The organism is Streptomyces sp. WAC06614, from assembly GCF_003949795.1.
Lineage (GTDB): Bacteria > Actinomycetota > Actinomycetes > Streptomycetales > Streptomycetaceae > Streptomyces.
In genome coordinates this window covers 1-20,533 of sequence record NZ_RPRY01000026.1, presented here as the reverse complement: position 1 = coordinate 20,533, position 20,533 = coordinate 1, and the positions used below count along the sequence as shown (strand labels likewise).

Sequence of the window (20,533 nt, the reverse complement as noted above, 5' to 3'; positions counted from 1 at the left end):
GATTGCAGGCCCGAGCACGACAAGTGCGGGCCCTTCTTTCTGGGGTGGGAAAGTCTGGGGTGCCGGCGGTACCGGCCGGGTCGGTCGCCCTGCCGGACCGGTGCGGGCCGGTCAGGCCGTGCGGCCTCGGCGGGCCAGGAGCCGTACGACGCCGTCGCCGATGAGCTGGATCACCGTGACGATGGCGATGAGGACCACGACGGTGGCGATCATGAACCCGGTCTCGAAGCGCTGGAAGCCGTAGGTGATCGCCTTGGAGCCGAGGCCTTCGCCGCCGACCGCGCCGGCCATGGCGGAGTAGCCGACCAGGGTGATCACGGTGGTGGTGACGCCGGCGACGAGGGAGGGCAGGGCCTGCGGCAGCAGCACCTTCCCCACCAGGGTCGGGACGCCGCCGCCCATGGACTCGACGGCCTCGACCAGCCCGTGGTCCACCTCGCGGACGGCCGTCTCGACGAGGCGGGCGAAGAAGGGGACGGCGCCGATGGCCAGCGGGACGATCATGGCGGTGGGGCCGATGAACGTGCCGACGATCGCCGTGGTGAGCGGGATCAGGAAGATCAGCAGGATGATGAACGGCAGCGACCGGCCCATGTTCACGATCACGCCGAGGATCTTGTTGAAGGGACGATTCTGCAGCAGTCCGCCCTGGTCCGTCAGCACCAGCAGGATGCCGATCGGGAGCCCGCCGAGGACCGTGACCAGGGTGGACCACAGCACCATGTAGAGGGTGTCGTAGGTGCCCTGGGTCAGCAGGGGCTGCATGTCGGACCAGGTCACTGGGCACCGTCCTTGATCAGTTCGGCCGCGGCGACGACCTCGGCCGCGTCGTCCACCACGTCCACCTGGAGGCCCTGCTCGCGCAGGAAGCCGACGGGGACGACGTTCTCCTCGTAACGGCCGGGCAGCTCGATGCGCATCCGGCCGATCTGCCGGCCCGCGACGGTGTCCATCGCGGCGCCGAGGATCGAGATGTCGATGTTGTACGTGCGGGCGAGCTGGGAGATCACCGGCTGGGTGGCCGCCTCGCCGCGGAAGGTCACGTCGAGCACGGTGCGGTCCGGGCCGGTGGCCAGGCCGCTGACCGGGAAGAGCTCGGCCGCCAGCTCCGAACCCGGCGTCGCCAGCAGTTCGGAGACGGTCCCGGACTCCACGACCCGGCCCTTCTTCATGAGGGCGGCGGAGTCGCAGACGCTCTTGACGACGTCCATCTCGTGCGTGATGAGCAGGACGGTCAGGCCGAGCTCCTGGTTGAGGTCGCGCAGGAGCTGGAGGATCGAGCGGGTGGTCTCGGGGTCCAGGGCGCTGGTGGCCTCGTCGGACAGCAGCACCTTGGGGTTGCCGGCCAGGGCGCGGGCGATGCCGACGCGCTGCTTCTGGCCGCCGGAGAGCTGACCGGGGTAGGCCTTGGCCTTGTCGGCGAGGCCGACCAGGTCGAGCAGGGCCAGGGCGCGGGCGCGCCGTTCGCCGCCGGAGAGGCCGAGGATCTCCAGGGGCAGCTCGACGTTGGCCTGGACGGTGCGCGAGGACAGCAGGTTGAAGTGCTGGAACACCATGCCGATGCGGCTGCGCGCCTCGCGCAGTTCCTTGCCGGCGCGGCGGCCGCGGCCGGCGAGCGCGGTGAGGTCGACGCCGTCGACGGTCACGGTGCCGGAGGTGGGGCGCTCCAGCAGGTTGACGCAGCGGATGAGGGAGGACTTGCCGGCGCCGCTCTGGCCGATGACGCCGAAGACCTCGCCCTCACGGACGTGCAGATCGACGCCGTCCAGGGCGGTGACCTCGCGGCCACGGGACTGGTAGACCTTCGTGAGGCCCGATGTGGTGATCACAGGATTTCCGTCGCTGTCGAGTGCGCGGCGCTACGTGCCGGGCACGGGGCAATCGTCTGGGGATGCGGCAACGGGCTGATTCCGGGACGAACCGGGCGGCAGCGCGTGCGGGGGGCATGGAGCGTTCCGTGGGGGACACGGGGCTCGGCCGGCCTCGCTTCGGGGCGCGAGGCGTTGCGGAAGGGGCCCTCAGAAGGCGCACATTCGACACATACAACGAGCACCGGGCGTCATCATCGCCTCGGTCGCAAGGGTGCGGCTGCTCGTCGTGGTCATGGGCCTCAGTAAAGCAGACAGACCGGTCCAGCGGTCCAGGCTGTCCGAATAGCGGACGAAATCCCTTCACATAGCGGACAGCTGCGGATATCCGGAGGGGCCGGTCCCGCCCCCTGGACCACGGCCCCCACCTGCGCCTACGCCGCGGGGACGGGGCCCGGCGGGGCGCGTGGCGCCCGCACTCCTCCGTCGACCGGGGGCCGGGCCTGTGGTCAAGACCACTGCCGGGCCGGGGGCCCCGCCGGTCCCGCCGCCCGGGGCGCGCGCAGCCGGGTCCCGGGCCCGTACTACCCTCGCTGCATGCTCGATGCCCTGACGACCGCCATCGGCGTGGCCGCGCTCGCGCTCGCCGCCTGGTGCGGCTTCGCCGCGTACCGCGACCAGCCGACCAAGGACTGGCACTTCCTCGGCATGGCCGTGGTGACCGTGCTGGTGCTGGCGCAGCTCGTGATCGGGGTGGTCGCGCTCGCCCGGGGCAACCGGCCCGACGAGGGCTCGGTGATCTTCGTGGCCTATCTGATCGGCGCCTTCGCGGCGATCCCGGCGGCGGGTCTGCTCTCGCTGACCGAACGCACCAAGTGGGGGTCGGTGACGGTGTCCGCCGGCGCCGTGGTCCTCGCCGTGCTGGAAGTACGACTCTTCGACATCTGGGGCGGCACCGGTGCCTGAGACGACCTCTCCCACTCCCCCGGCCACTCCCCCGGCCGCCGCGCCGCCCCGCGCCCGGCTGGTCTCCGGCCCGGGGCTGCTGCTGGTCTGGCTCTACGGCGTGATGGTCGTCGGCGCGCTCTCCCGGTCCGCCTACCAGATCTCCACCGCGTTCGACCGGGCCCCGCTGGCGTACACGCTGTCCGCGGTGGCGGGCGTCGTCTACGCCTTCATCACCTACTCGCTGGTGCGCGGCGGGGACACGGCCCGGCGTGCGGCGCTGGTGTGCTGCGCCCTGGAGCTGGCCGGTGTGCTGGCCGTGGGCACCTGGACGCTGGTGCGGCCCGAGGCCTTCCCCGACGCCACGGTGTGGTCGGACTTCGGCATGGACTACCTGTTCATCCCGGTCGTCCTGCCGGTCACCGGGATGCTCTGGCTGCGCCGCAAGCACTGACCGCCGACGGGCGTTCCCGTCGGCGGCCGGACGCTGCGTGAGGCGGCGGCGGTTACGCGCTGACCGCGTAGTCGGTGGGGGCGTCCTTCTCCAGGATCACCAGCTCCACCCCGTCGGACGCGGTGCGCCCGCCGACGGCGACGTAGCCCGCCTTGCGGTACATGCGCAGGTTCGACTCGCTCTTGCGGCCGGTGTGCAGCCGGAACCGGGCGGCCCGGGCGCGCTCGGCGAGGGCCTCCTCGACAGCGCGCAGCAGCCGGGCGCCCAGGCCGTGGCCCTGGAGGCGGGGGTGGACGCACAGCTTGGCGATGGCACCGGCGCCGTCCTCGTCGACGCTGCCGCGGACCGCTCCGACCACCTCGTCGCCGAGCCGGGCCACCAGCACGATGTGCTGCGCCAGCTCCTCCCTCAGGGAGTCCAGGGACTGCGTGAGGGGCTGGATGCGGTAGTTGCCGTAGAGGGCGGCCTCGCTCTGGAAGGCGAGGTACTGCAGCTTGAAGATCTGCTCCGCGTCCTCGGCGACCGCCGACGAAATGGTCACGCTCATGCCCATGTGCGCATGCCTCCCGCTCATCTGGTAGCCCGTTGTTCTACGGCTCCTTTCCCCACAGGCCAGGAGCTGCAACCTCTACAGCGAGCATTCTGCGCAGACATCCCAGGCAACGGGAACGTATGGGCCCCAAACTTCCTTGTGAGATACCCAACTCTCCTGCGATTTCACGGTAAGTCAGGTCCTGTGGCGAAAGAAGTGCGCTCATCAGCTCCGGGCAGCGTCCCGGCAATCGGGCGACCGCCGATCGGAGCGTGCGCCGTTGTTCACGCCCCATCAGTTCCTCGTCGGGCGCCGCCGCCACCGGTGCCTGGCCGCCGTAGGGGACCTCACGGCGGGCGCGGCGGCGGGCGGGGCGGGCCTCGGCGCGCACGGCCCGGCGCAGCCAACGGGCCCGTTCGCGGGGCGGGGGCGCGGGGCCGCGCTCCAGCAGCCTGACCCATACGGCTTGTTCGAGGTCGGCCGGGTCCACGCCGGCGCCCGGCGCCTCGGCGGCGGCCTCCGCCGCGAGCAGCGGCCCGAGTTCCTTCAGCAGGTCCATGCCGGGCGGGACGAGCGGGCCGCGGCGGGTGGTTGCCCTCCCGGCCGCGGCCCACTCGTACGGGGGGCTGCCCCGCGGGACGGTGTCTAACGGTTGACGGGGCGCCGGCCGGGGCGGAAGTCCTCGGCGGCCAGCAGGGCGGTGTCGGCCTGGTCGCTGAAGATGCCGTCGATGCCCTGCTCGAAGTACTTCCGGTACGCGCCGAAGACGTCGCCGTAGGCGGTCGGGTCGGTGCCCTTGCGGTACTCGGCGGGCAGGAAGCTGTTCTCGTTGCGCGCCGTGTAGGGGTGCAGGACCAGGCCCTGGGCGTGGGCGTCGCGCACCAGGGTGGTCGGGGTGCCGAGCTTGCCGTCCGCGGTGCGCGGGATCACCAGGTTGAGGGTGGGGCCGATGCCCTGGGCGAATCCGGCCAGCCACCTCAGCCCCTCGGGCTCGACCAGGTCGGCGACCGTGCGCGGGTCCTTGGCCAGCTCGAAGTCCCAGGGGCGGGTGCCGGCGTCGGAGAGCAGGACCACGCGCGGGGTGGCGACCAGGCGGGACAGGCGCTGGATGCTGGAGGGCTCGAACGACTGCAGGAACGCGGCGGAGTCGTGGCGGTCCCGGCCGTAGCGGCGCAGGAGCCTGGCGAGCGGCTCCTCCAGGCCCAGGCCCAGGCCGCGGAAGTAGCTGGGGTGCTTGGTCTCGACGTGCAGCCAGACCCGCTTGCCGCGGCGGTGGCCCTCGCGGTCGGCCCAGCGCAGCACCTCCTCGAAGGTGGGCACGTCCCAACGGCCGTCGTAGAGGGTGTTGCGCTGGCGGACGGCGGGGATCCGTTCCTTCGCCCGTAGCGTCTTGAGCTCGGCGAGGGTGAAGTCCTCGGTGAACCAGCCGGTCAGGGCGACGCCGTCGACGGTCCTGGTGGTGCGCCGGGAGGCGAACTCGGGGTGGTCGGCGACGTCGGTGGTACCGCCGATCTCGTTCTCGTGGCGGCAGACCAGGTGACCGTCGCGGGTGGGGACGAGGTCCTGTTCGACGACGTCGGCGCCGAGGTCGAGGGCGAGCTGGTAGGAGCCGAGGGTGTGCTCGGGGCGGTAGCCGCTCGCGCCGCGGTGGCCGATGACCGTGGGGCAGGGCAGGTCGCGGTAGCCGCCGCGGCCGCTGCCGCTGCCGTACTGGCCCTCCTGGCGGTCCTGGCCGCCGCCCTGACCCTCCGTCGCCGCCGCGGCCGCTGCCGGCCCCGCCCCCAGGCCGAGGGCGCCGCCGCTCGCGGCGAGCACCGCCGCCCCCAGTACTGCGCGTCGTGCCGCCCCGCCCTGTGTCATGGTCGTCTCTCCCCAGTCGTCGTGAGGCGCCGGGGCCCGGGATCCGGCCGGGGTGATCGGCGCCGATCGGCGCAGTGATGGTAGGCGGCGGCCGGTGTCGGCCGGGCCAGCGGCGCCGGAACATGGCGGAAACGTGTGTCAACACGACGTATCCATCGCGTGAACCCGATGTGCGATCACGCGTGACCCGCGAGTATCGTCCTCACCTGCACTGCCCGTGGGCGGTGCGCCACCGCTTGTCGATGCCGGAGGGGCCCCCGTTGTTCCGTACCCGTCTCATCAAAGCCACTGTCGGACCGGTTCTCCGTGCGTTCTTCCGCACCCGGGTGGAAGGCGTGGAGAACATTCCCGGCACGGGTCCGGTGATCCTCGCGGGCAACCACCTCACCTTCATCGACTCGATGATCATGCCGCTGGCGGTGGACCGGACGGTGCACTTCATCGGCAAGGACGAGTACGTCACCGGCAAGGGGATCAAGGGCCGGGCCATGGCCTGGTTCTTCACGGGCACCGGCATGATCCCGGTGGACCGGGACGGTGCCAACGGTGGCGTGGCCGCGCTGATGACCGGGCGGCGGATCCTGGAGGAGGGCAAGATCTTCGGGATCTACCCGGAGGGCACCCGCTCCCCCGACGGCCGCCTCTACCGCGGGCGCACCGGCATCGCCCGGCTCACCCTGATGACGGGCGCCCCGGTCGTCCCGTTCGCCGTCATCGGCACGGACAAGCTCCAGCCGGGCGGCAAGGGCATGCCCCGCCCGGGCCGCGTCACGGTCCGCTTCGGCGAGCCGATGGAGTTCTCCCGCTACGAGGGCATGGACCGCGACCGCTACGTCCTGCGCGCGGTGACGGACTCGGTGATGGCCGAGGTCATGCGCCTGTCGGGCCAGGAATACGTCGACATGTACGCCACCAAGGCCAAGGCCGCCTGACCCCCCGGGCGCCTGCTCCCCGCCGCCCGGGCGCGGCGCGCCCCGCAGGAGCGCGGCTCCGGGCCGGGCCTACTGCCGTTGCAGCGAGCGGGTGACGCCGGCTGCGGTGGTGGTGGCCAGGAGCCAGCCGGTGATGGTCAGGAGGTACGAGAGCCACTGGTACCAGCCTGACGGGGCGAAGGCCCCCTCCTGGCCGAAGCCGATGATCGGCAGGAGCAGGTCGATGGTGTAGAAGAGCGGGTTGAAGTCCGGGGCCTCGCCTGGCTTGAGGGGGCGGGGCGGTTCCAGGCCGTAGGCGAGGGTGCCCGTCACGAGCAGGGCCAGCAGCCAGGCCGCGGCGCGCAGCGGGCGGAAGCCGTAGCCGACGGTGACGTCCTGGAGCGCGCCCCACACGCGGCTGGGCCGGGGCCGGGTGTGCCGGTGGCGGCGCAGCTTGGCCAGTTGGACGGTGCGCGCGGAGGTCTCGTCCCCGACCGTCCGGTACGAGGCCGCCAACTGCTCGTACGCGTACGGCAGGTACCCGTCCTCCTCCCGCTCCAGCAGCGGCAGCCGCTCCTCGGCGGGCAGGTGCGGGTGCAGCACTCGGTAGGTGAGCCCGTCCGTGCGGACCACGGGCGGCCAGACGGACGGCTCGGCCCACAGCAGGTCGAGCTGGCTGCGGCGCAGGTTGACGACGCCGTCGACGGGCGGGCACTTGCGCAGCCAGAACTCCCCGATCACACAGCTGCTCGCCCGCAGCGCCACCCCGCCGGGGTTCGACAGCCGCGCCCGTCCCAGGAACAGCTGCCCGGGGATGCGTGCGCCGGTGAGGTTGACCATGCCCTCGGCGTCGAGCCGGTTGCCGCGCAGGTCGGTGCCGACGGACAGGGTCTCGGCGTGCAGGGCGATTCCCCCGGGGTTGATCAGCCGGGCCCGGTCGAGGTTGATCTGGCCGGCGACGGTGGCCCCGTTGATGCGGAGCTGGCCGTGGACGGTGAGGCCGCCCGCGATGACGTCCGTGCCTATCTCGGCGTGGTTGAGCTGGACCGGCGGCTCGTCGACCTCGTCGGGGAGGCTGCTGGGCCGGACCACCGCGCTCTGGAGGAACAGACCGCCGGTGATCCGCGCGCCCGCGAGCCGGATCGGGCCGTTGACGGTGCAGCAGGACAGCCGCAGCACGACGTCCACCCGTACGGTGGCGGCGGTCAGGCCCGGCAGGGTGGAGTCGCTCAGGACGACGGCGCGCAGCTGGGCGCCGTACATCATGGGCTTGCGCTCGAACCAGCACGCGCGCAGCCGGATCGGATGGTCCACGATCGCGTACTTGAGGTCGAGCTTGCCGACGATCCTGGCCCCGTAGAGCTTGAGCCCGGCGACCCGGTCCGCCTGGGGCGGGACGCTGAGCAGCAGGGTCCGCAGGACGTCCGCGCGCACGGTGCGCTCCGGGCCCCAGGCGGCCCCGTCGCCGGAGGGTTCGTCGGGCCGCGCACGGAAGTCGACGCCCTCGCCGCGCGGGAAGGCGTCCCAGACGCGGCGTTCGGCGGGGGTCAGGTCGGTGATCTCCATCGGCGGGATGGTGTCGTGACCGTGACGGCCTGTCAACTCCGGTCGATTCCGGTCACTTGCCGCCGGGCGGCACCGGCGGCGGGGCGCCGGCGACGGGGCGCCGGCGCCGGACCGTCAGTGCTCGATCCCGCCCTGGAGCCGCTGCCCGCGCAGCAGGAACCAGGCCGCCGCGGCAGTGGCCAGCAGCACGACCGCACCGACCCCGGAGGCGAGCCGCAGCCCGTCCACGAAGGCGTCCTGGGCCGCGGTGACCATGGACTGCGCCGTGGCGGGGTCCAGGCCCTTGGCCGCCTCCACGGCCCCGCCCAGCGACTCGTGGGCGGCGTCGGCGACGGCGGCCGGCACCCCGGCCGGAGCGGTGAACGCCTGGTAGGCCCCGGTGACGATCGAGCCGAGCAGGGCGATGCCGAGCGCGGCGCCGAGCTCGTAGGCGGTCTCGGAGACGGCGGAGGCGGAGCCGGCCTGCTCCTTGGGCACGCTGGAGAGGATCACGTCGGCGGTGACGGTGAAGGAGAAGCCCGCACCGAGGCCGACGATCAGCAGGGCCACGCCGAGCAGCGGGTAGCCGGTCTCCCGGTGGACGAGGGTGACCATGCCGAGGGCGAGGCCGATGGCCGCCAGGCCACCCGTCACCACCGAGCGGACCGAGAAGCGGCGGGCCCAGTGGCCGGCGATCAGGCCGGTGACCACGGCGCCGAGGGCTGCGGGCAGCTCGGCCAGGCCCGCCTCCAGCGGCGAGCGGCTCTGGACGAGCTGGAGGAACTGGGAGAGGAAGAAGACCAGCCCGGACAGGCCCAGGACGGTCAGCAGGTCCGCCAGTACGGCTCCGGAGAAGCCGCGGTGCCGGAACAGGCGCATGTCGAGAAGGGGCGCGGTGAGGCGGAGCTGGCGGCGGACGAACGCGTACAGACAGGCCGAGCCGAGCGCGGCCGTCGCCGCGACGGTCCAGGTGAAACCGTGGGCGGCGACCTCCTTGATCGCGTAGACGACGGCGATGACGCCGACGAGGGACAGCCCGACGCTGAGCAGGTCCCAGGGGCCGCTGATCCGGCTCTTGGACTCGGGCAGCAGCTTGCTGCCGACGACGACCATGACGGCCATCACGGGCAGGTTGATCAGGAAGACCGAACCCCAGTAGAAGTGCTCCAGCAGGAACCCGCCGACGACCGGGCCCACGGCCGCACCACCGGAGGCGGCGGCGCCCCAGACGCCGATGGCGAGGCTGCGCTCCTTGGGGTCGTGGAAGATGTTGCGGATCAGCGCCAGCGTGGACGGCATCAGGGTGGCACCGGCGACACCGAGCAGCGCCCGGGCGGCGATCATCATCTCGGGGCTGGTGGCGTAGGCGCAGAGCACGGAGAAGGCGCCGAACGCGGTGGCACCCGTCAGCAGGAGCTTCTTGCGGCCTATTCGGTCGCCGAGCGAGCCCATGGAGACCAGCAGACCCGCGATGACGAACGAATAGATGTCGCCGATCCACAGCAGCTGGTTGCCGGAGGGCTTGAGGTCCTCGCTCAGGGCGGGGGTGGCGAGGCCGAGTACGGTGGCGTCGATGGCGACCAGCAGGATGCCGAACACCAGCACGGACAGCGCGAGCCAGCGGCCGGAGTGCGTCGCTCCCGTCCCGCTCTCCTGTGTGAACTGCTTGGTCCCGGTCATTTCTCCACACTCCGTCGGGCGCCACCGAGCAGCAGCTCGATGACCATGTACTGGAAGTCCTTGGCGGCGACCCGGCCGTCCATGACGGCCCAGGCGCAAGTGCCGATGAGGCCGTAGAGGGCCTCGGTGAGCCAGGCGAGGCTCAGGTCGATGCGGAAGTCGCCCTCCTCCTGGCCCCGTTTGAACAGGGCGGAGACGCGGGCGTCGAGCCGGGCCCAGCCCTCGTCGACCTGGTCGCCCTCGAAGAGCTGGTTCTCGGTGACGAGGAAGGCCAGGAGCTGGGCGTTGGGCTCGGTCTCGGCCACGAGCCGGCGCAGGGCCTGCTCGGCGGTGCCCTCGGCGAGCCGGGCCCGGTCGAAGGCCCCTTCGAACTCGCGGATGCCGAGCTCCTCCAGGGCCTTGACCAGGGCGTCCCGCCCGGCGAAGTGCCGGTGCAGGGTGGCCCGGCCGATCCCGGCGGCCTTGGCGACCTCGTCCATGGTGGCGGTCGACTTGCGGGAGAGCAGAGCGGCGGCTGCGCGGAGCACCTGGTCACGATCCATTGCCATGAGACCAGCGTACCTCAAATGAGACATCAATGTCTCATTCAATATTCGCGTGCCTCACGCGAGGCCGGAAGGAACCCTTGACGTATGAAGCCCCTGCTGCTGATCGACGTGGACGGCCCCCTCAACCCGTACGGCGCCCGGCCCGAGCGCCGCCCTCCCGGCTACACCACCCACCGGATGCGCCCGACCGGCTTCACGGCGGGCCGCCCCCTGCGGGTCTGGCTGAACCCCGGCCACGGCGCGCAGCTGCTGGCCCTGGCCCGGCGGTACGAGCTGGTCTGGGCGACCACCTGGAAGGACGAGGCGAACGACTGGATCGGGCCCCACCTGGGCCTGCCGCGGCTGCCGTACATCGACTGGCCGGAGATGCACGGCCGGGCACCGCGCGGCACGTTCTGGAAGACGCAGTACGTCCTGGAGTACGCGGCGGGCCGCGCGTTCGCCTGGATCGACGACGACATCGCGGACCCGGACCGCGAGTACGTCGACCAGCGCCACCCGGCCCCGGCGCTGCTGATGCGCATCGACGAGCGGATCGGGCTGGTCGGGGACGACTTCGAGGCGCTGGCGCGGTGGGCGGCGTAGGGAGGGCGGAGGACGGGCGGCGGACGCGTCGAGGGGCGGCCCGGCGGGGTGCCGGACCGCCCCTCGGCGGTGGAACGTGAACGGGGAGGCCGCGACGGGGAGACGCAGGCTCAGGCGTGACTCGGACTCGGACTCGGACGGGAGGGCCCGGCCCGGAGGGCTACTGCTTGTGGGTCGCCCAGGCGTGCTGGATCACCAGGTCCGCCTTGAGCTCGGTCAGCTGGACCGCGACCGCGCTCGGGGCGGTGCCGCCCCGGCCGTTGCGGGAGGCCAGGGCGCCCGGCACGTTCAGGACGGTCCGCACCTCCGGGGTCAGGTGCTCCGAGATCTTGGCGAACTGCTCGTCGGTCAGCTCGTCCAGCTCGATCCCGTGCGCCTCGCACTCCTTGACGCACTCGCCCGCGACCTCGTGCGCGACCCGGAACGGCACGCCCTGCTTGACCAGCCACTCGGCGATGTCGGTGGCCAGCGAGAAGCCGGCCGGGGCCAGCTCCTCCATCCGCTCCCGGTTGACGGTGAGGGTGGCCATCATGCCCGTGAAGGCCGGCAGCAGCACCTCCAGGGTGTCGCAGGAGTCGAAGACCGGCTCCTTGTCCTCCTGGAGGTCCCGGTTGTAGGCGAGCGGCAGGGCCTTCAGCGTCGCGAGCAGGCCGGTCAGGTTGCCGATCAGCCGGCCCGACTTGCCGCGCGCCAGCTCCGCGATGTCGGGGTTCTTCTTCTGCGGCATGATCGACGAGCCGGTGGAGAAGGCGTCGTGCAGGGTCACGAAGGAGAACTCCTTCGTGTTCCAGATGATGATCTCCTCGGCGATCCGGGACAGGTTGATCCCGATCATCGCGGTGACGAACGCGAACTCGGCGACGAAGTCGCGCGAGGCCGTGCCGTCGATGGAGTTCCCGGCCGAGCCCCGCTCGAAGCCGAGGTCGGCGGCGACCGCCTCCGGGTCGAGCCCCAGCGAGGAGCCGGCCAGGGCGCCGGAGCCGTACGGGGACACCGCCGTGCGGGTGTCCCACTGCCGCAGCCGCTCCGCGTCCCGCGACAGGGCCTGTACGTGCGCCAGCACGTGGTGCGCGAAGAGCACCGGCTGGGCGTGCTGGAGGTGGGTCCGGCCGGGCATGGCCACGTCCGGGTGGGCCTCGGCGAGACCGACCAGGGCGTCCTGGAGGTCGGCGATCAGCCCGCCGATGATCCGGGCGTGGTCGCGCAGGTACATCCGGAAGAGGGTGGCAACCTGGTCGTTGCGGGACCGGCCGGCCCGCAGCTTGCCGCCGAGGTCCGGGCCGAGGCGCTCCAGCAGGCCCCGTTCCAGGGCGGTGTGCACGTCCTCGTCGGCGACGGTGCCCACGAAGGTGCCGGCGGCGACGTCCGCCTCCAGCAGGTCGAGCCCGGCGATCATGCGGTCGAGCTCGTCGGCGGTGAGCAGCCCGGCCTTGTGGAGCACCCGGGCGTGGGCACGGGAACCGGCGATGTCGTACGGCGCGAGCCGCCAGTCGAAGTGGACCGACGCGGACAGCTTCGCCAGGGCCTCGGCGGGCCCGTCGGCGAACCGGCCGCCCCAGAGCCGGACGTCACCGTTGTTGCTGCTCACTGCTGCTGCTCCTCAGGAGGGTGGAAGGAGGGCGGCCTCCCCGGCGGGGAGGATCCGGGGAGGCGGCCCCTACGACGTGCGACTTCGACGAGTCGGGTCGGGTCGGGTCGGGCGAGTCGTCAGGCGAGGTCGCGCTTGGCCGCGATCTTCGACGAGAGGCCGAAGATCTCGATGAAGCCCTGCGCCTTGGACTGGTCGAAGGTGTCGCCCGTGTCATAGGTGGCGAGGTTGAAGTCGTACAGCGACACGTCGGACTTCCGACCGGTGACGACGGCGCGGCCGCCGTGCAGGGTCATCCGGATGTCGCCGGTGACGTGCTGGTTGGCCTCGTCGATGAAGCCGTCCAGGGCCCGCTTGAGCGGGGAGAACCACAGGCCGTCGTAGACCAGCTCGCCCCAGCGCTGCTCGACCTGCCGCTTGTAGCGGGCGAGCTCGCGCTCGACGGTGACGTTCTCCAGCTCCTGGTGGGCGGTGATCAGCGCGATCGCGCCCGGGGCCTCGTAGACCTCGCGGGACTTGATGCCCACGAGGCGGTCCTCGACCATGTCGATCCGGCCGATGCCCTGGGCGCCGGCCCGCTCGTTGAGCTGCTGGATGGCCTGCAGGACGGTGACGGGCTTGCCGTCGATCGCGACGGGCACGCCCTCCTTGAAGGAGATGACGACCTCGTCGGGCTCACGCGGGGTGGCCGGGTTGGAGGTGTACTCGTAGATGTCCTCGATCGGGGCGTTCCAGATGTCCTCCAGGAAGCCCGTCTCGACGGCCCGCCCGAAGACGTTCTGGTCGATGGAGTACGGGGACTTCTTGGTGGTGGCGATCGGGAGGTTGGCCTTCTCGGCGAAGGCGATCGCCTTGTCCCGGGTCATCGCGTAGTCCCGGACCGGGGCGATGCACTTCAGGTCGGGGCCGAGGGCGGCGATGCCGGCCTCGAAGCGGACCTGGTCGTTGCCCTTGCCGGTGCAGCCGTGGGCGACGATGCCGGCGTTGTGCTTCTGGGCGGCGGTGACGAGGTGCTTGACGATGGTCGGCCGGGAGAGCGCCGAGACCAGCGGGTAGCGGTCCATGTAGAGGGCGTTGGCCTTGATCGCCGGGAGGCAGTACTCCTCGGCGAACTCGTCCCTGGCGTCCGCGACCTCCGCCTCGACGGCACCGCAGGCGAGCGCGCGCTTGCGGATGACGTCCAGGTCCTCGCCGCCCTGGCCGACGTCCACGGCAACGGCGATGACCTCGGCGCCCGTCTCCTCGGCGATCCAGCCGATGGCGACGGAGGTGTCCAGGCCGCCCGAGTAGGCGAGTACGACGCGCTCGGTCACGGGATTCTCCTTACGGTGCATTCACTGTCAGGCATAACTATGCATGACTCCGTATGTTTCGTCAATTGCGCCGCCCTCCGGGGCTCTGACCTGCGCCGATATCGCAGTACGAGCGGCGGGCGTGACCGTGCTGCGCCGCGCCGGCCGGTCCGCCGAGGCCACCGCGCACCTCACCGACCGCGCGGCGATCGTGCGGGCCTGCGCCCGCGGCTGGGCGCCGGCAGCGGCGCCGACCCGTACGCCCACCACCTGGGCCTGTGCCTGCTCCGCCCGTCCGGCCCGGACCCGCTGCTGCCGCGGCTCGACGCCCCCGAGCCCGCCCTGCGGACGACGGCGCGGGCCGACGTCCGGGGGTGGGACGGGGGCCTGAGCGTGGTGCTCGGTGCCGACCGGGCCGACACGGCGGGACTGCTGGACCGCGCGGCCGGCGCCTTCGGCGAGGGTGAACTGGCGCTGCGGCGGCAGCCTGGGGATCGGCGCTTCCGGCGTCCCGCGGACACGTTAGGTTGCCGGACATGGGAAAACTGCATGAACGGATAGACGGGCGGCTGCGGGAGTTCATCGAGGCGCAGCCCGTGTTCTTCACCGCGACCGCGCCGCTCGACGGGGGCGGTCATGTCAACCTCTCGCCCAAGGGGCGGGCCGGGACCCTCGTCGTGCTCGACGAGAAGACCCTGGCCTACCTCGACTTCGGCGGCAGCGGCGCCGAGACCATCGCGCACGTGCGGGAGAACGGGCGGATCACGCTGATGTGGTGCGCCTTCTCGGGACCGCCGAACATCGTGCGGATCCACGGGCGGGGCGAGGCCGTGTTCCGGGACGATCCGCGCTGGCCCGAGCTGGTCGCGCGGTTCGGGGACGCGGACGGGCCGGCGGCGCGGGCGGTGATCGTCGTGCACGCCACCCGGATCGCCGACGTGTGCGGGTACGCCGTCCCGCTCATGGAGTACCAGGGCGAGCGCACCCTCCACGCGGAGTACTTCGGCCGCAAGACCGACGAGGAGTTCGCCGCGTACTGCGAGAAGAAGGACCACATCGGTTCGAGTCTCGACGGCCTGCCTGCGCTGCCGCTGCCCCTTCCGCCCCGTACCGTCTGACATGTGCTGCGAACCGCCCTGCTGACCGCTGCCGTCCTCGCCACCGCGCTCCTCCCGGGCCCCGGCCCCGCGCTGCCCGACCGGCTCGCCGACACCGGCGGGGGGAGCCAGCTGATCACGGCGGTCGCGCCCGCCGCCGGGTCCACCACCGGGACGCTCGTCTGGTGGGACCGGCGGGCGGGGCGGTGGTACGAGGAGGGGCGCACCGAGGCGCGGTTCGGGGCGAACGGGCTCACCGACGGTGCGACCCGGCGCCAGGGCACCAGCACCACGCCGACCGGGCTGTTCGCCCTGCCGTACGCCTTCGGGATCCGGCCGGCGCCCGCCGGGACGGAGTACGCCTACCGGCCCGTGACCCCGGACTCCTGGTGGTGCCAGGACAACGCCTCGGCCGCCTACAACCGCTGGTCCGAACCGCTGCCCGCCGACTGCGCGCCGGGCGAGGCCGAGCACCTGGTGACGTACGCGAGCCAGTACGCGCACGCGCTGGTCATCGGCTTCAACTACGACCGGCCGGTGCGCGGCCGGGGCGCGGGGATCTTCTTGCACGTCAACGGCAAGGGCGCGACGGCCGGTTGTGTGTCGGTGCCGGAGCGGGCGATGCGGGCGATCCTGCGCTGGGCCGATCCGCGCCGCCGGCCGCACATCGTCATCGGAACCGATGGCGGGGCCCTCTCCGTCGACCGTTACTGACCCCCGCTCAGCCTTCCTTCTGGGCCAGCTTCAGCAGGTGGTCGGCGAGGGCCTGGCCGCCGGCCGGGTCACGGCTGATGAGCATCAGGGTGTCGTCGCCGGCGATGGTGCCGAGGACGGCGTGCAGTTCGGCCTGGTCGATGGCCGAGGCCAGGAACTGGGCCGCACCCGGCGGGGTGCGCAGGACCACGAGGTTCGCCGAGGCCTCCGCGGAGATCAGCAGTTCGCCGGAGAGGCGGCGCATGCGCTCCTCCTTCGCCGACTCCCCCAGCGGCGCCTGCGGCGTGCGGAACCCGCCCTCGCTGGGGACCGCGTAGATCAGCTCGCCGCCGGTGTTGCGGATCTTCACCGCGCCCAGTTCGTCGAGGTCCCGGCTGAGCGTCGCCTGGGTGACGCTCAGCCCGTCGTCGGCGAGCAGCTTCGCGAGCTGGCTCTGGGAGCGGACCGGCTGCCGGTTGAGGATGTCCACGATCCGGCGGTGGCGGGCCGTACGGGTCTGCGGTACGGAGGGCCCTCCCTGGGGCTGGTGCGGGGACTCCGCGCGGGGGGACCCCCAGTCCTCGTGGTCCTGCGCCTGGCTCATCGTCGTCTCATTCTCCGGGTCGTCCCGCCTCGTGGCTTGCGTCGAGGATGCCGGGCAGGGCCTGGACGAAGGCGTCCACCTCGGCCTCCGTCACGATGTACGGGGGCATGAGCCGTACGACGTCGGGGGCGGGCGCGTTGACCAGGAAGCCGGCTTCCTGAGCCGCCTGCTGCACCTTCGGCGCGAGCGGCTCTGTCAGCACGATACCCAGCAGAAGACCCGCACCACGGACATGGCTGACCAGCGGGTGCCCGGAGGCTTCGATTCCGGAGCGCAGCCGCTCGCCGCGCTCCTTGACCTGGTCGAGCAGCCCCTCGGCGGCGATGGTGTCGATCACCGCGAGTCCGGCGGCGCAGGACACCGGGTTCCCGCCGAAGGTGGTGCCGTGCTGGCCGGGGCGCAGCAGGTCGGCCGCCGCGCCGAAGGCGGCCACGGCGCCGAGCGGGAGTCCGCCGCCCAGGCCCTTGGCGAGGGTGACGAGGTCGGGCTCGACGCCCTCGTGGGCCTGGTGCTCGAACCACTGTCCGCAGCGGCCGATGCCGGTCTGCACCTCGTCGAGGGCGAGGAGGGTGCCGGTGGCCCGGGTGATCTCGCGGGCGGCCGTCAGATAGCCGGCGGGCGGGACCACCACGCCGTTCTCGCCCTGGACGGGCTCGATCAGCACCAGCGCGGTGTCCTCGGTGACGGCGGCGAGCAGCGCCTCCACGTCGCCGTACGGCACGTGCGTGACCTCACCGGGCAGCGGCAGGAACGGCACCTGCTTGGCGGGCTGGCCGGTCAGGGCGAGGGCGCCCATGGTCCGGCCGTGGAAGCCGCCGGTGGTGGCGACCATGTGGGTCCGTCCGGTGAGCCGGCCGATCTTGAACACGGCTTCGACGGCCTCGGCGCCGGAGTTGCAGAAGAAGACCTTGCCCTCGCGGCCGAAGAGCTGGAGCAGCCGCTCGCCGAGGGCGAGGACCGGCTCGGAGGCGTAGAGGTTGGAGACGTGGGCGAGGGTGGCGATCTGGGTGGAGACCGCCTCGACGACCGCCGGGTGGGCGTGGCCGAGCGCATTGACCGCGATGCCGCCGACGAGGTCGGTGTACTGCTTGCCGTCCGCGTCCCAGACCTGGGCCCCCTGGCCGCGGACGAGGGCCACGGCCGGGGTGCCGTAGTTGTCGGTCAGCGTGCCCTTCCAGCGCGCGCCGTACTGCTGGTTGCCGCCGGTGCTCATGTCTGTGCCCCTCCCGGTGCTGCGGGGTCCTGCGGGTCGGGCAGGACCATGGTGCCGATGCCGGAGTCGGTGAAGATCTCCAGCAGGATCGAGTGCTGCACCCGGCCGTCGATCACCCGCGCGGTGCGCACCCCGTTGCGGACGGCGTGCAGGCAGCCCTCCATCTTGGGCACCATGCCGCTGGACAGCTCGGGCAGCAGCTTCTCCAGTTCGCTGACGGTGAGCCGGCTGATGACCTCGTCGCTGTGCGGCCAGTCGGCGTAGAGGCCCTCGACGTCGGTGAGGACCATCAGGGTCTCGGCCTTCAGGGCGGCGGCGAGCGCCGCTGCGGCCGTGTCCGCGTTGACGTTGTAGACGTGGCCGTCGTCGGCGCTGCGGGCGATGGAGGAGACGACCGGGATCCGGCCGTCCTCCAGCAGGGCCTCGATGGCGCCGGTGTCGATGGCCGTGATCTCGCCGACCCGGCCGATGTCGACCTGTTCGCCCTCGATCTCCGGCTTGTGCTGGACGGCGGAGATGGTGTGGGCGTCCTCGCCGGTCATGCCGATGGCGAACGGGCCGTGCTGGTTGAGCAGTCCGACCAGTTCCCGCTGGACCTGGCCGGCGAGCACCATCCGGACCACGTCCATGGCCTCGGGCGTGGTGACCCGCAGGCCGGCCTTGAACTCGCTGACCAGGCCGTGCCGGTCGAGCTGGGCGCTGATCTGCGGGCCGCCGCCGTGCACCACGACGGGCTTGAGCCCGGCGTGCCGCAGGAAGACGACGTCCTGGGCGAACGCGGCCTTGAGCTCCTCGTTCACCATGGCGTTGCCGCCGAACTTGATCACGACGGTCTTGCCGTGGTGGCGGGTCAGCCAGGGCAGGGCCTCGATGAGGATCTCGGCCTTGGGGAGCGCGGTGTGCTTCCGCGTGGTGCCGGTCACGACGAGTACGCGCTGTTCTCGTGGACGTACTCGGCGGTCAGGTCGTTGGCCCAGATGACCGCGGACGCGGAGCCGGCGGCCAGGTCGGCGGTGATCCGCACCTCGCGCTCCTTCATGCTGACCAGGTCGCGGTCCTCGCCGACGGAGCCGTTGCGGCACACCCAGACGCCGTTGATGGCGACGTTGAGGCGGTCGGGGTCGAACGAGGCCTTGGTGGTGCCGATGGCGGAGAGCACCCGGCCCCAGTTGGGGTCCTCGCCGTGGATGGCGCACTTGAGGAGGTTGTTGCGGGCGATGGACCGGCCGACCTCGACGGCGTCGTCCTCGTCGGCCGCGTTGATCACCTCGATCCGGATGTCCTTGCTGGCGCCCTCGGCGTCGCCGATGAGCTGGCGGGCCAGGTCCTCGCAGACGGTCCGGACGGCCTCGGCGAAGGCCTCGTACTCGGGGACCTGGCCGGAGGCGCCGGAGGCCAGCAGCAGCACGGTGTCGTTGGTGGACATGCAGCCGTCGGAGTCGACCCGGTCGAAGGTGGTCCGGGTCGCGGCGCGCAGCGCCTTGTCCAGGGTGGCGGAGTCCAGGTCGGCGTCGGTGGTGAGGACCACGAGCATGGTGGCCAGGCCCGGGGCGAGCATGCCGGCGCCCTTGGCCATGCCGCCGACCGTCCAGCCGTCCTGGGAGACGGTGGCGGTCTTGTGCACGGTGTCGGTGGTCTTGATGGCGACGGCGGCGGCCTCGCCGCCGTCCTCGGACAGGGCCGCGGCGGCGGTCTCGACACCGGGCAGCAGCTTGTCCATGGGCAGCAGGACGCCGATCAGGCCGGTCGAGGCGACCGCGATCTCGCCGGCGTTGTGCTCGCCGCCCAGCACCTCGGCCGCCTTCTCGGCGGTGGCGTGGGTGTCCTGGAAGCCCCGGGGACCGGTGCACGCGTTGGCGCCGCCGGAGTTGAGGACGACGGCGCTGACGGCGCCGCCGCGCAGCACCTGCTCCGACCACAGGACGGGCGCGGCCTTGACGCGGTTGGAGGTGAAGACGCCGGCGGCAGCCAGGCGGGGACCGTGGTTGACCACGAGGGCCAGGTCCGGGTTGCCGTTCTCCTTGATCCCGGCCGCGATGCCCGCGGCGGAGAATCCTTGTGCAGCCGTCACACTCACGGCGCGACTCCCATCGTGGAAAGCCCGAGGCTCTCGTGGAGCCCGAGGGCGATGTTCATGCTCTGCACCGCGCCACCGGCGGTGCCCTTGGTCAGGTTGTCGATGGCGCTGATGGCGATGATGCGCTGCGCCGCCCCGTCGTACGCGACCTGCACCTGAACGGCGTTGGAACCGTGGACGGACGCCGTGGCGGGCCACCGGCCCTCGGGGAGCAGGTGGACGAAGGGCTCGTCCGCGTACGCCTTCTCGTAGGCCGCGCGCACCGCCTCGGCGGTGGTGCCGGGGACGGCCTTGGCGGTGCAGGTGGCGAGGATGCCGCGGGACATGGGGGCCAGGGTCGGGGTGAAGGAGACCGAGACCCGGGTGCCGGCGGCGGGGCTGAGGTTCTGGATCATCTCGGGGATGTGCCGGTGGCCGCCGCCGACGCCGTAGGGGCTCATGGAGCCCATGACCTCGGAGCCGAGCAGGTGCGGCTTGAGGGCCTTGCCGGCGCCGGAGGTGCCGCTGGCCGCGACGACCACGGCCTCGGGCTCGGCGAGCCCGGCCGTGTAGGCGGGGACGAGGGCCAGCGAGACGGCGGTGGGGTAGCAGCCGGGAACCGCGATGCGCTTGGACCCCTCCAGCGCGGTGCGGCCGCCCGGCAGTTCGGGGAGCCCGTAGGGCCAGGTCCCGGCGTGCGGGGAACCGTAGAACGTCTCCCAGTCGGCGGCGTCCTTCAGCCGGTGGTCGGCGCCCATGTCGACGACGAGCACGTCGTCGCCGAGCTGGGCGGCCACGGCGGCGGACCGGCCGTGCGGCAGCGCGAGGAAGACGACGTCGTGGCCGGCGAGGACCTCGGGCGTGGTGGGCTCCAGCGTGCGCCCGGCCAGCGGGAGCAGGTGCGGCTGGAGCGAGCCGAGGAGCTGCCCGGCGTTGGATCCCCCGGTGAGCGCACCGATCTCGACCTCGGGGTGGGAGAGCAGCAGACGCAGGACTTCGCCGCCCGCGTACCCACTGGCTCCGGCCACCGCAACTCGTACCACCATCGGACCTCCTTCGATGGCATGACTATACGTATCGATGCACGTTTATGCAAAGCCCTTGTCCTGCCGCCCCGACCCT

Annotated in this window: 21 protein-coding genes; 6 read left to right on the top strand and 15 right to left on the bottom strand. The window is 72.3% G+C overall.

Annotation, left to right across the window (positions count from 1 at the left end; translation table 11 throughout):
- Nucleotides 1–111 precede the first annotated feature (111 nt).
- Both EF918_RS05870 and EF918_RS05865 read right to left on the bottom strand, forming a co-directional pair.
- On the bottom strand, nucleotides 112–780 hold the full coding sequence (locus EF918_RS05870; RefSeq protein WP_125641859.1) for a methionine ABC transporter permease: 669 nt from the start codon (nucleotides 778–780) through the stop codon (nucleotides 112–114).
- Complete coding sequence (locus EF918_RS05865; protein ID WP_125641856.1) at nucleotides 777–1,829, bottom strand: methionine ABC transporter ATP-binding protein; 1,053 nt, start codon at nucleotides 1,827–1,829, stop codon at nucleotides 777–779. The genes EF918_RS05870 and EF918_RS05865 overlap by 4 nt, the downstream gene beginning before the upstream one ends.
- 576 nt (nucleotides 1,830–2,405) lie before the next feature.
- Here EF918_RS05865 and EF918_RS05860 point away from each other — a divergent pair.
- The gene (locus EF918_RS05860) at nucleotides 2,406–2,774 is read left to right on the top strand and encodes a hypothetical protein (protein WP_125641853.1); all 369 of its coding nucleotides are present in this window, start codon (nucleotides 2,406–2,408) and stop codon (nucleotides 2,772–2,774) included.
- Between the two features lie 58 nt (nucleotides 2,775–2,832).
- Nucleotides 2,833–3,207, top strand: coding sequence for a hypothetical protein (locus tag EF918_RS05855; RefSeq protein ID WP_260609853.1), 375 nt, complete (start codon nucleotides 2,833–2,835; stop codon nucleotides 3,205–3,207).
- Between the two features lie 52 nt (nucleotides 3,208–3,259).
- Here EF918_RS05855 and EF918_RS05850 read toward each other — a convergent pair whose 3' ends face one another.
- From EF918_RS05850 to EF918_RS05840, 3 genes are all read right to left on the bottom strand, one after another.
- The gene (locus EF918_RS05850) at nucleotides 3,260–3,760 is read right to left on the bottom strand and encodes a GNAT family N-acetyltransferase (protein WP_125641914.1); all 501 of its coding nucleotides are present in this window, start codon (nucleotides 3,758–3,760) and stop codon (nucleotides 3,260–3,262) included.
- 37 nt (nucleotides 3,761–3,797) lie between these two features.
- A complete protein-coding gene (locus EF918_RS05845; RefSeq protein WP_125641847.1) occupies nucleotides 3,798–4,298 on the bottom strand; it encodes an RNA polymerase sigma factor in 501 nt (166 codons plus the stop codon).
- A gap of 86 nt (nucleotides 4,299–4,384) precedes the next feature.
- Nucleotides 4,385–5,599, bottom strand: a complete 1,215-nt coding sequence (locus EF918_RS05840) for a glycerophosphodiester phosphodiesterase (protein WP_125641844.1) — start codon at nucleotides 5,597–5,599, stop codon at nucleotides 4,385–4,387.
- Nucleotides 5,600–5,841: 242 nt separating this feature from the next.
- On the opposite strand from EF918_RS05840, the gene EF918_RS05835 reads away from it, so the two are divergent.
- The gene (locus EF918_RS05835) at nucleotides 5,842–6,531 is read left to right on the top strand and encodes a 1-acyl-sn-glycerol-3-phosphate acyltransferase (protein ID WP_125641841.1); all 690 of its coding nucleotides are present in this window, start codon (nucleotides 5,842–5,844) and stop codon (nucleotides 6,529–6,531) included.
- Between the two features lie 69 nt (nucleotides 6,532–6,600).
- Here EF918_RS05835 and EF918_RS05830 read toward each other — a convergent pair whose 3' ends face one another.
- The 3 genes from EF918_RS05830 to EF918_RS05820 form a co-directional block, all read right to left on the bottom strand.
- Nucleotides 6,601–8,076, bottom strand: a complete 1,476-nt coding sequence (locus tag EF918_RS05830) for a membrane-associated oxidoreductase (protein ID WP_125641838.1) — start codon at nucleotides 8,074–8,076, stop codon at nucleotides 6,601–6,603.
- A 114-nt stretch (nucleotides 8,077–8,190) separates the two neighbouring features.
- On the bottom strand, nucleotides 8,191–9,735 hold the full coding sequence (locus tag EF918_RS05825; protein WP_125641835.1) for an MFS transporter: 1,545 nt from the start codon (nucleotides 9,733–9,735) through the stop codon (nucleotides 8,191–8,193).
- On the bottom strand, nucleotides 9,732–10,283 hold the full coding sequence (locus tag EF918_RS05820; protein WP_125641832.1) for a TetR/AcrR family transcriptional regulator: 552 nt from the start codon (nucleotides 10,281–10,283) through the stop codon (nucleotides 9,732–9,734). Before EF918_RS05820 ends, EF918_RS05825 begins: the two co-directional genes overlap by 4 nt.
- Before the next feature lie 84 nt (nucleotides 10,284–10,367).
- On the opposite strand from EF918_RS05820, the gene EF918_RS05815 reads away from it, so the two are divergent.
- Nucleotides 10,368–10,868: an HAD domain-containing protein gene (locus EF918_RS05815; RefSeq protein WP_125641829.1), complete on the top strand. Its 501-nt coding sequence runs from the start codon at nucleotides 10,368–10,370 to the stop codon at nucleotides 10,866–10,868.
- 160 nt (nucleotides 10,869–11,028) lie between these two features.
- Here the strand turns inward: EF918_RS05815 and argH are convergent, their stop codons facing one another.
- Together argH and EF918_RS05805 are read right to left on the bottom strand one after the other, a co-directional pair.
- On the bottom strand, nucleotides 11,029–12,456 hold the full coding sequence (gene argH / locus EF918_RS05810; RefSeq protein ID WP_125641826.1) for an argininosuccinate lyase: 1,428 nt from the start codon (nucleotides 12,454–12,456) through the stop codon (nucleotides 11,029–11,031).
- Nucleotides 12,457–12,575: 119 nt separating this feature from the next.
- Nucleotides 12,576–13,769, bottom strand: a complete 1,194-nt coding sequence (locus EF918_RS05805; protein WP_125641823.1) for an argininosuccinate synthase — start codon at nucleotides 13,767–13,769, stop codon at nucleotides 12,576–12,578.
- A gap of 515 nt (nucleotides 13,770–14,284) precedes the next feature.
- Here EF918_RS05805 and EF918_RS05795 point away from each other — a divergent pair.
- The gene (locus EF918_RS05795) at nucleotides 14,285–14,866 is read left to right on the top strand and encodes a pyridoxamine 5'-phosphate oxidase family protein (RefSeq protein WP_125641817.1); all 582 of its coding nucleotides are present in this window, start codon (nucleotides 14,285–14,287) and stop codon (nucleotides 14,864–14,866) included.
- 18 nt (nucleotides 14,867–14,884) lie between these two features.
- On the top strand, nucleotides 14,885–15,559 hold the full coding sequence (locus tag EF918_RS05790; protein WP_260609852.1) for a L,D-transpeptidase: 675 nt from the start codon (nucleotides 14,885–14,887) through the stop codon (nucleotides 15,557–15,559).
- 7 nt (nucleotides 15,560–15,566) lie between these two features.
- Here EF918_RS05790 and EF918_RS05785 read toward each other — a convergent pair whose 3' ends face one another.
- Genes EF918_RS05785 through argC form a run of 5 tightly spaced genes read right to left on the bottom strand, consistent with a single transcriptional unit; the run spans nucleotide 15,567 to nucleotide 20,457 of the window.
- Nucleotides 15,567–16,142, bottom strand: a complete 576-nt coding sequence (locus tag EF918_RS05785) for an arginine repressor (RefSeq protein ID WP_125641814.1) — start codon at nucleotides 16,140–16,142, stop codon at nucleotides 15,567–15,569.
- A 7-nt stretch (nucleotides 16,143–16,149) separates the two neighbouring features.
- Nucleotides 16,150–17,355 carry an acetylornithine transaminase gene (locus EF918_RS05780; RefSeq protein WP_125641811.1) on the bottom strand — a complete coding sequence of 402 codons (1,206 nt, stop codon included), beginning with the start codon at nucleotides 17,353–17,355 and terminating at the stop codon, nucleotides 16,150–16,152.
- Nucleotides 17,352–18,278 carry an acetylglutamate kinase gene (gene argB, locus EF918_RS05775; protein ID WP_125641808.1) on the bottom strand — a complete coding sequence of 309 codons (927 nt, stop codon included), beginning with the start codon at nucleotides 18,276–18,278 and terminating at the stop codon, nucleotides 17,352–17,354. The genes EF918_RS05780 and argB overlap by 4 nt, the downstream gene beginning before the upstream one ends.
- Nucleotides 18,275–19,432, bottom strand: coding sequence for a bifunctional glutamate N-acetyltransferase/amino-acid acetyltransferase ArgJ (argJ, locus tag EF918_RS05770; protein ID WP_125641805.1), 1,158 nt, complete (start codon nucleotides 19,430–19,432; stop codon nucleotides 18,275–18,277). Before argJ ends, argB begins: the two co-directional genes overlap by 4 nt.
- On the bottom strand, nucleotides 19,429–20,457 hold the full coding sequence (gene argC / locus EF918_RS05765; protein WP_125641802.1) for an N-acetyl-gamma-glutamyl-phosphate reductase: 1,029 nt from the start codon (nucleotides 20,455–20,457) through the stop codon (nucleotides 19,429–19,431). Before argC ends, argJ begins: the two co-directional genes overlap by 4 nt.
- Nucleotides 20,458–20,533 lie beyond the last annotated feature (76 nt).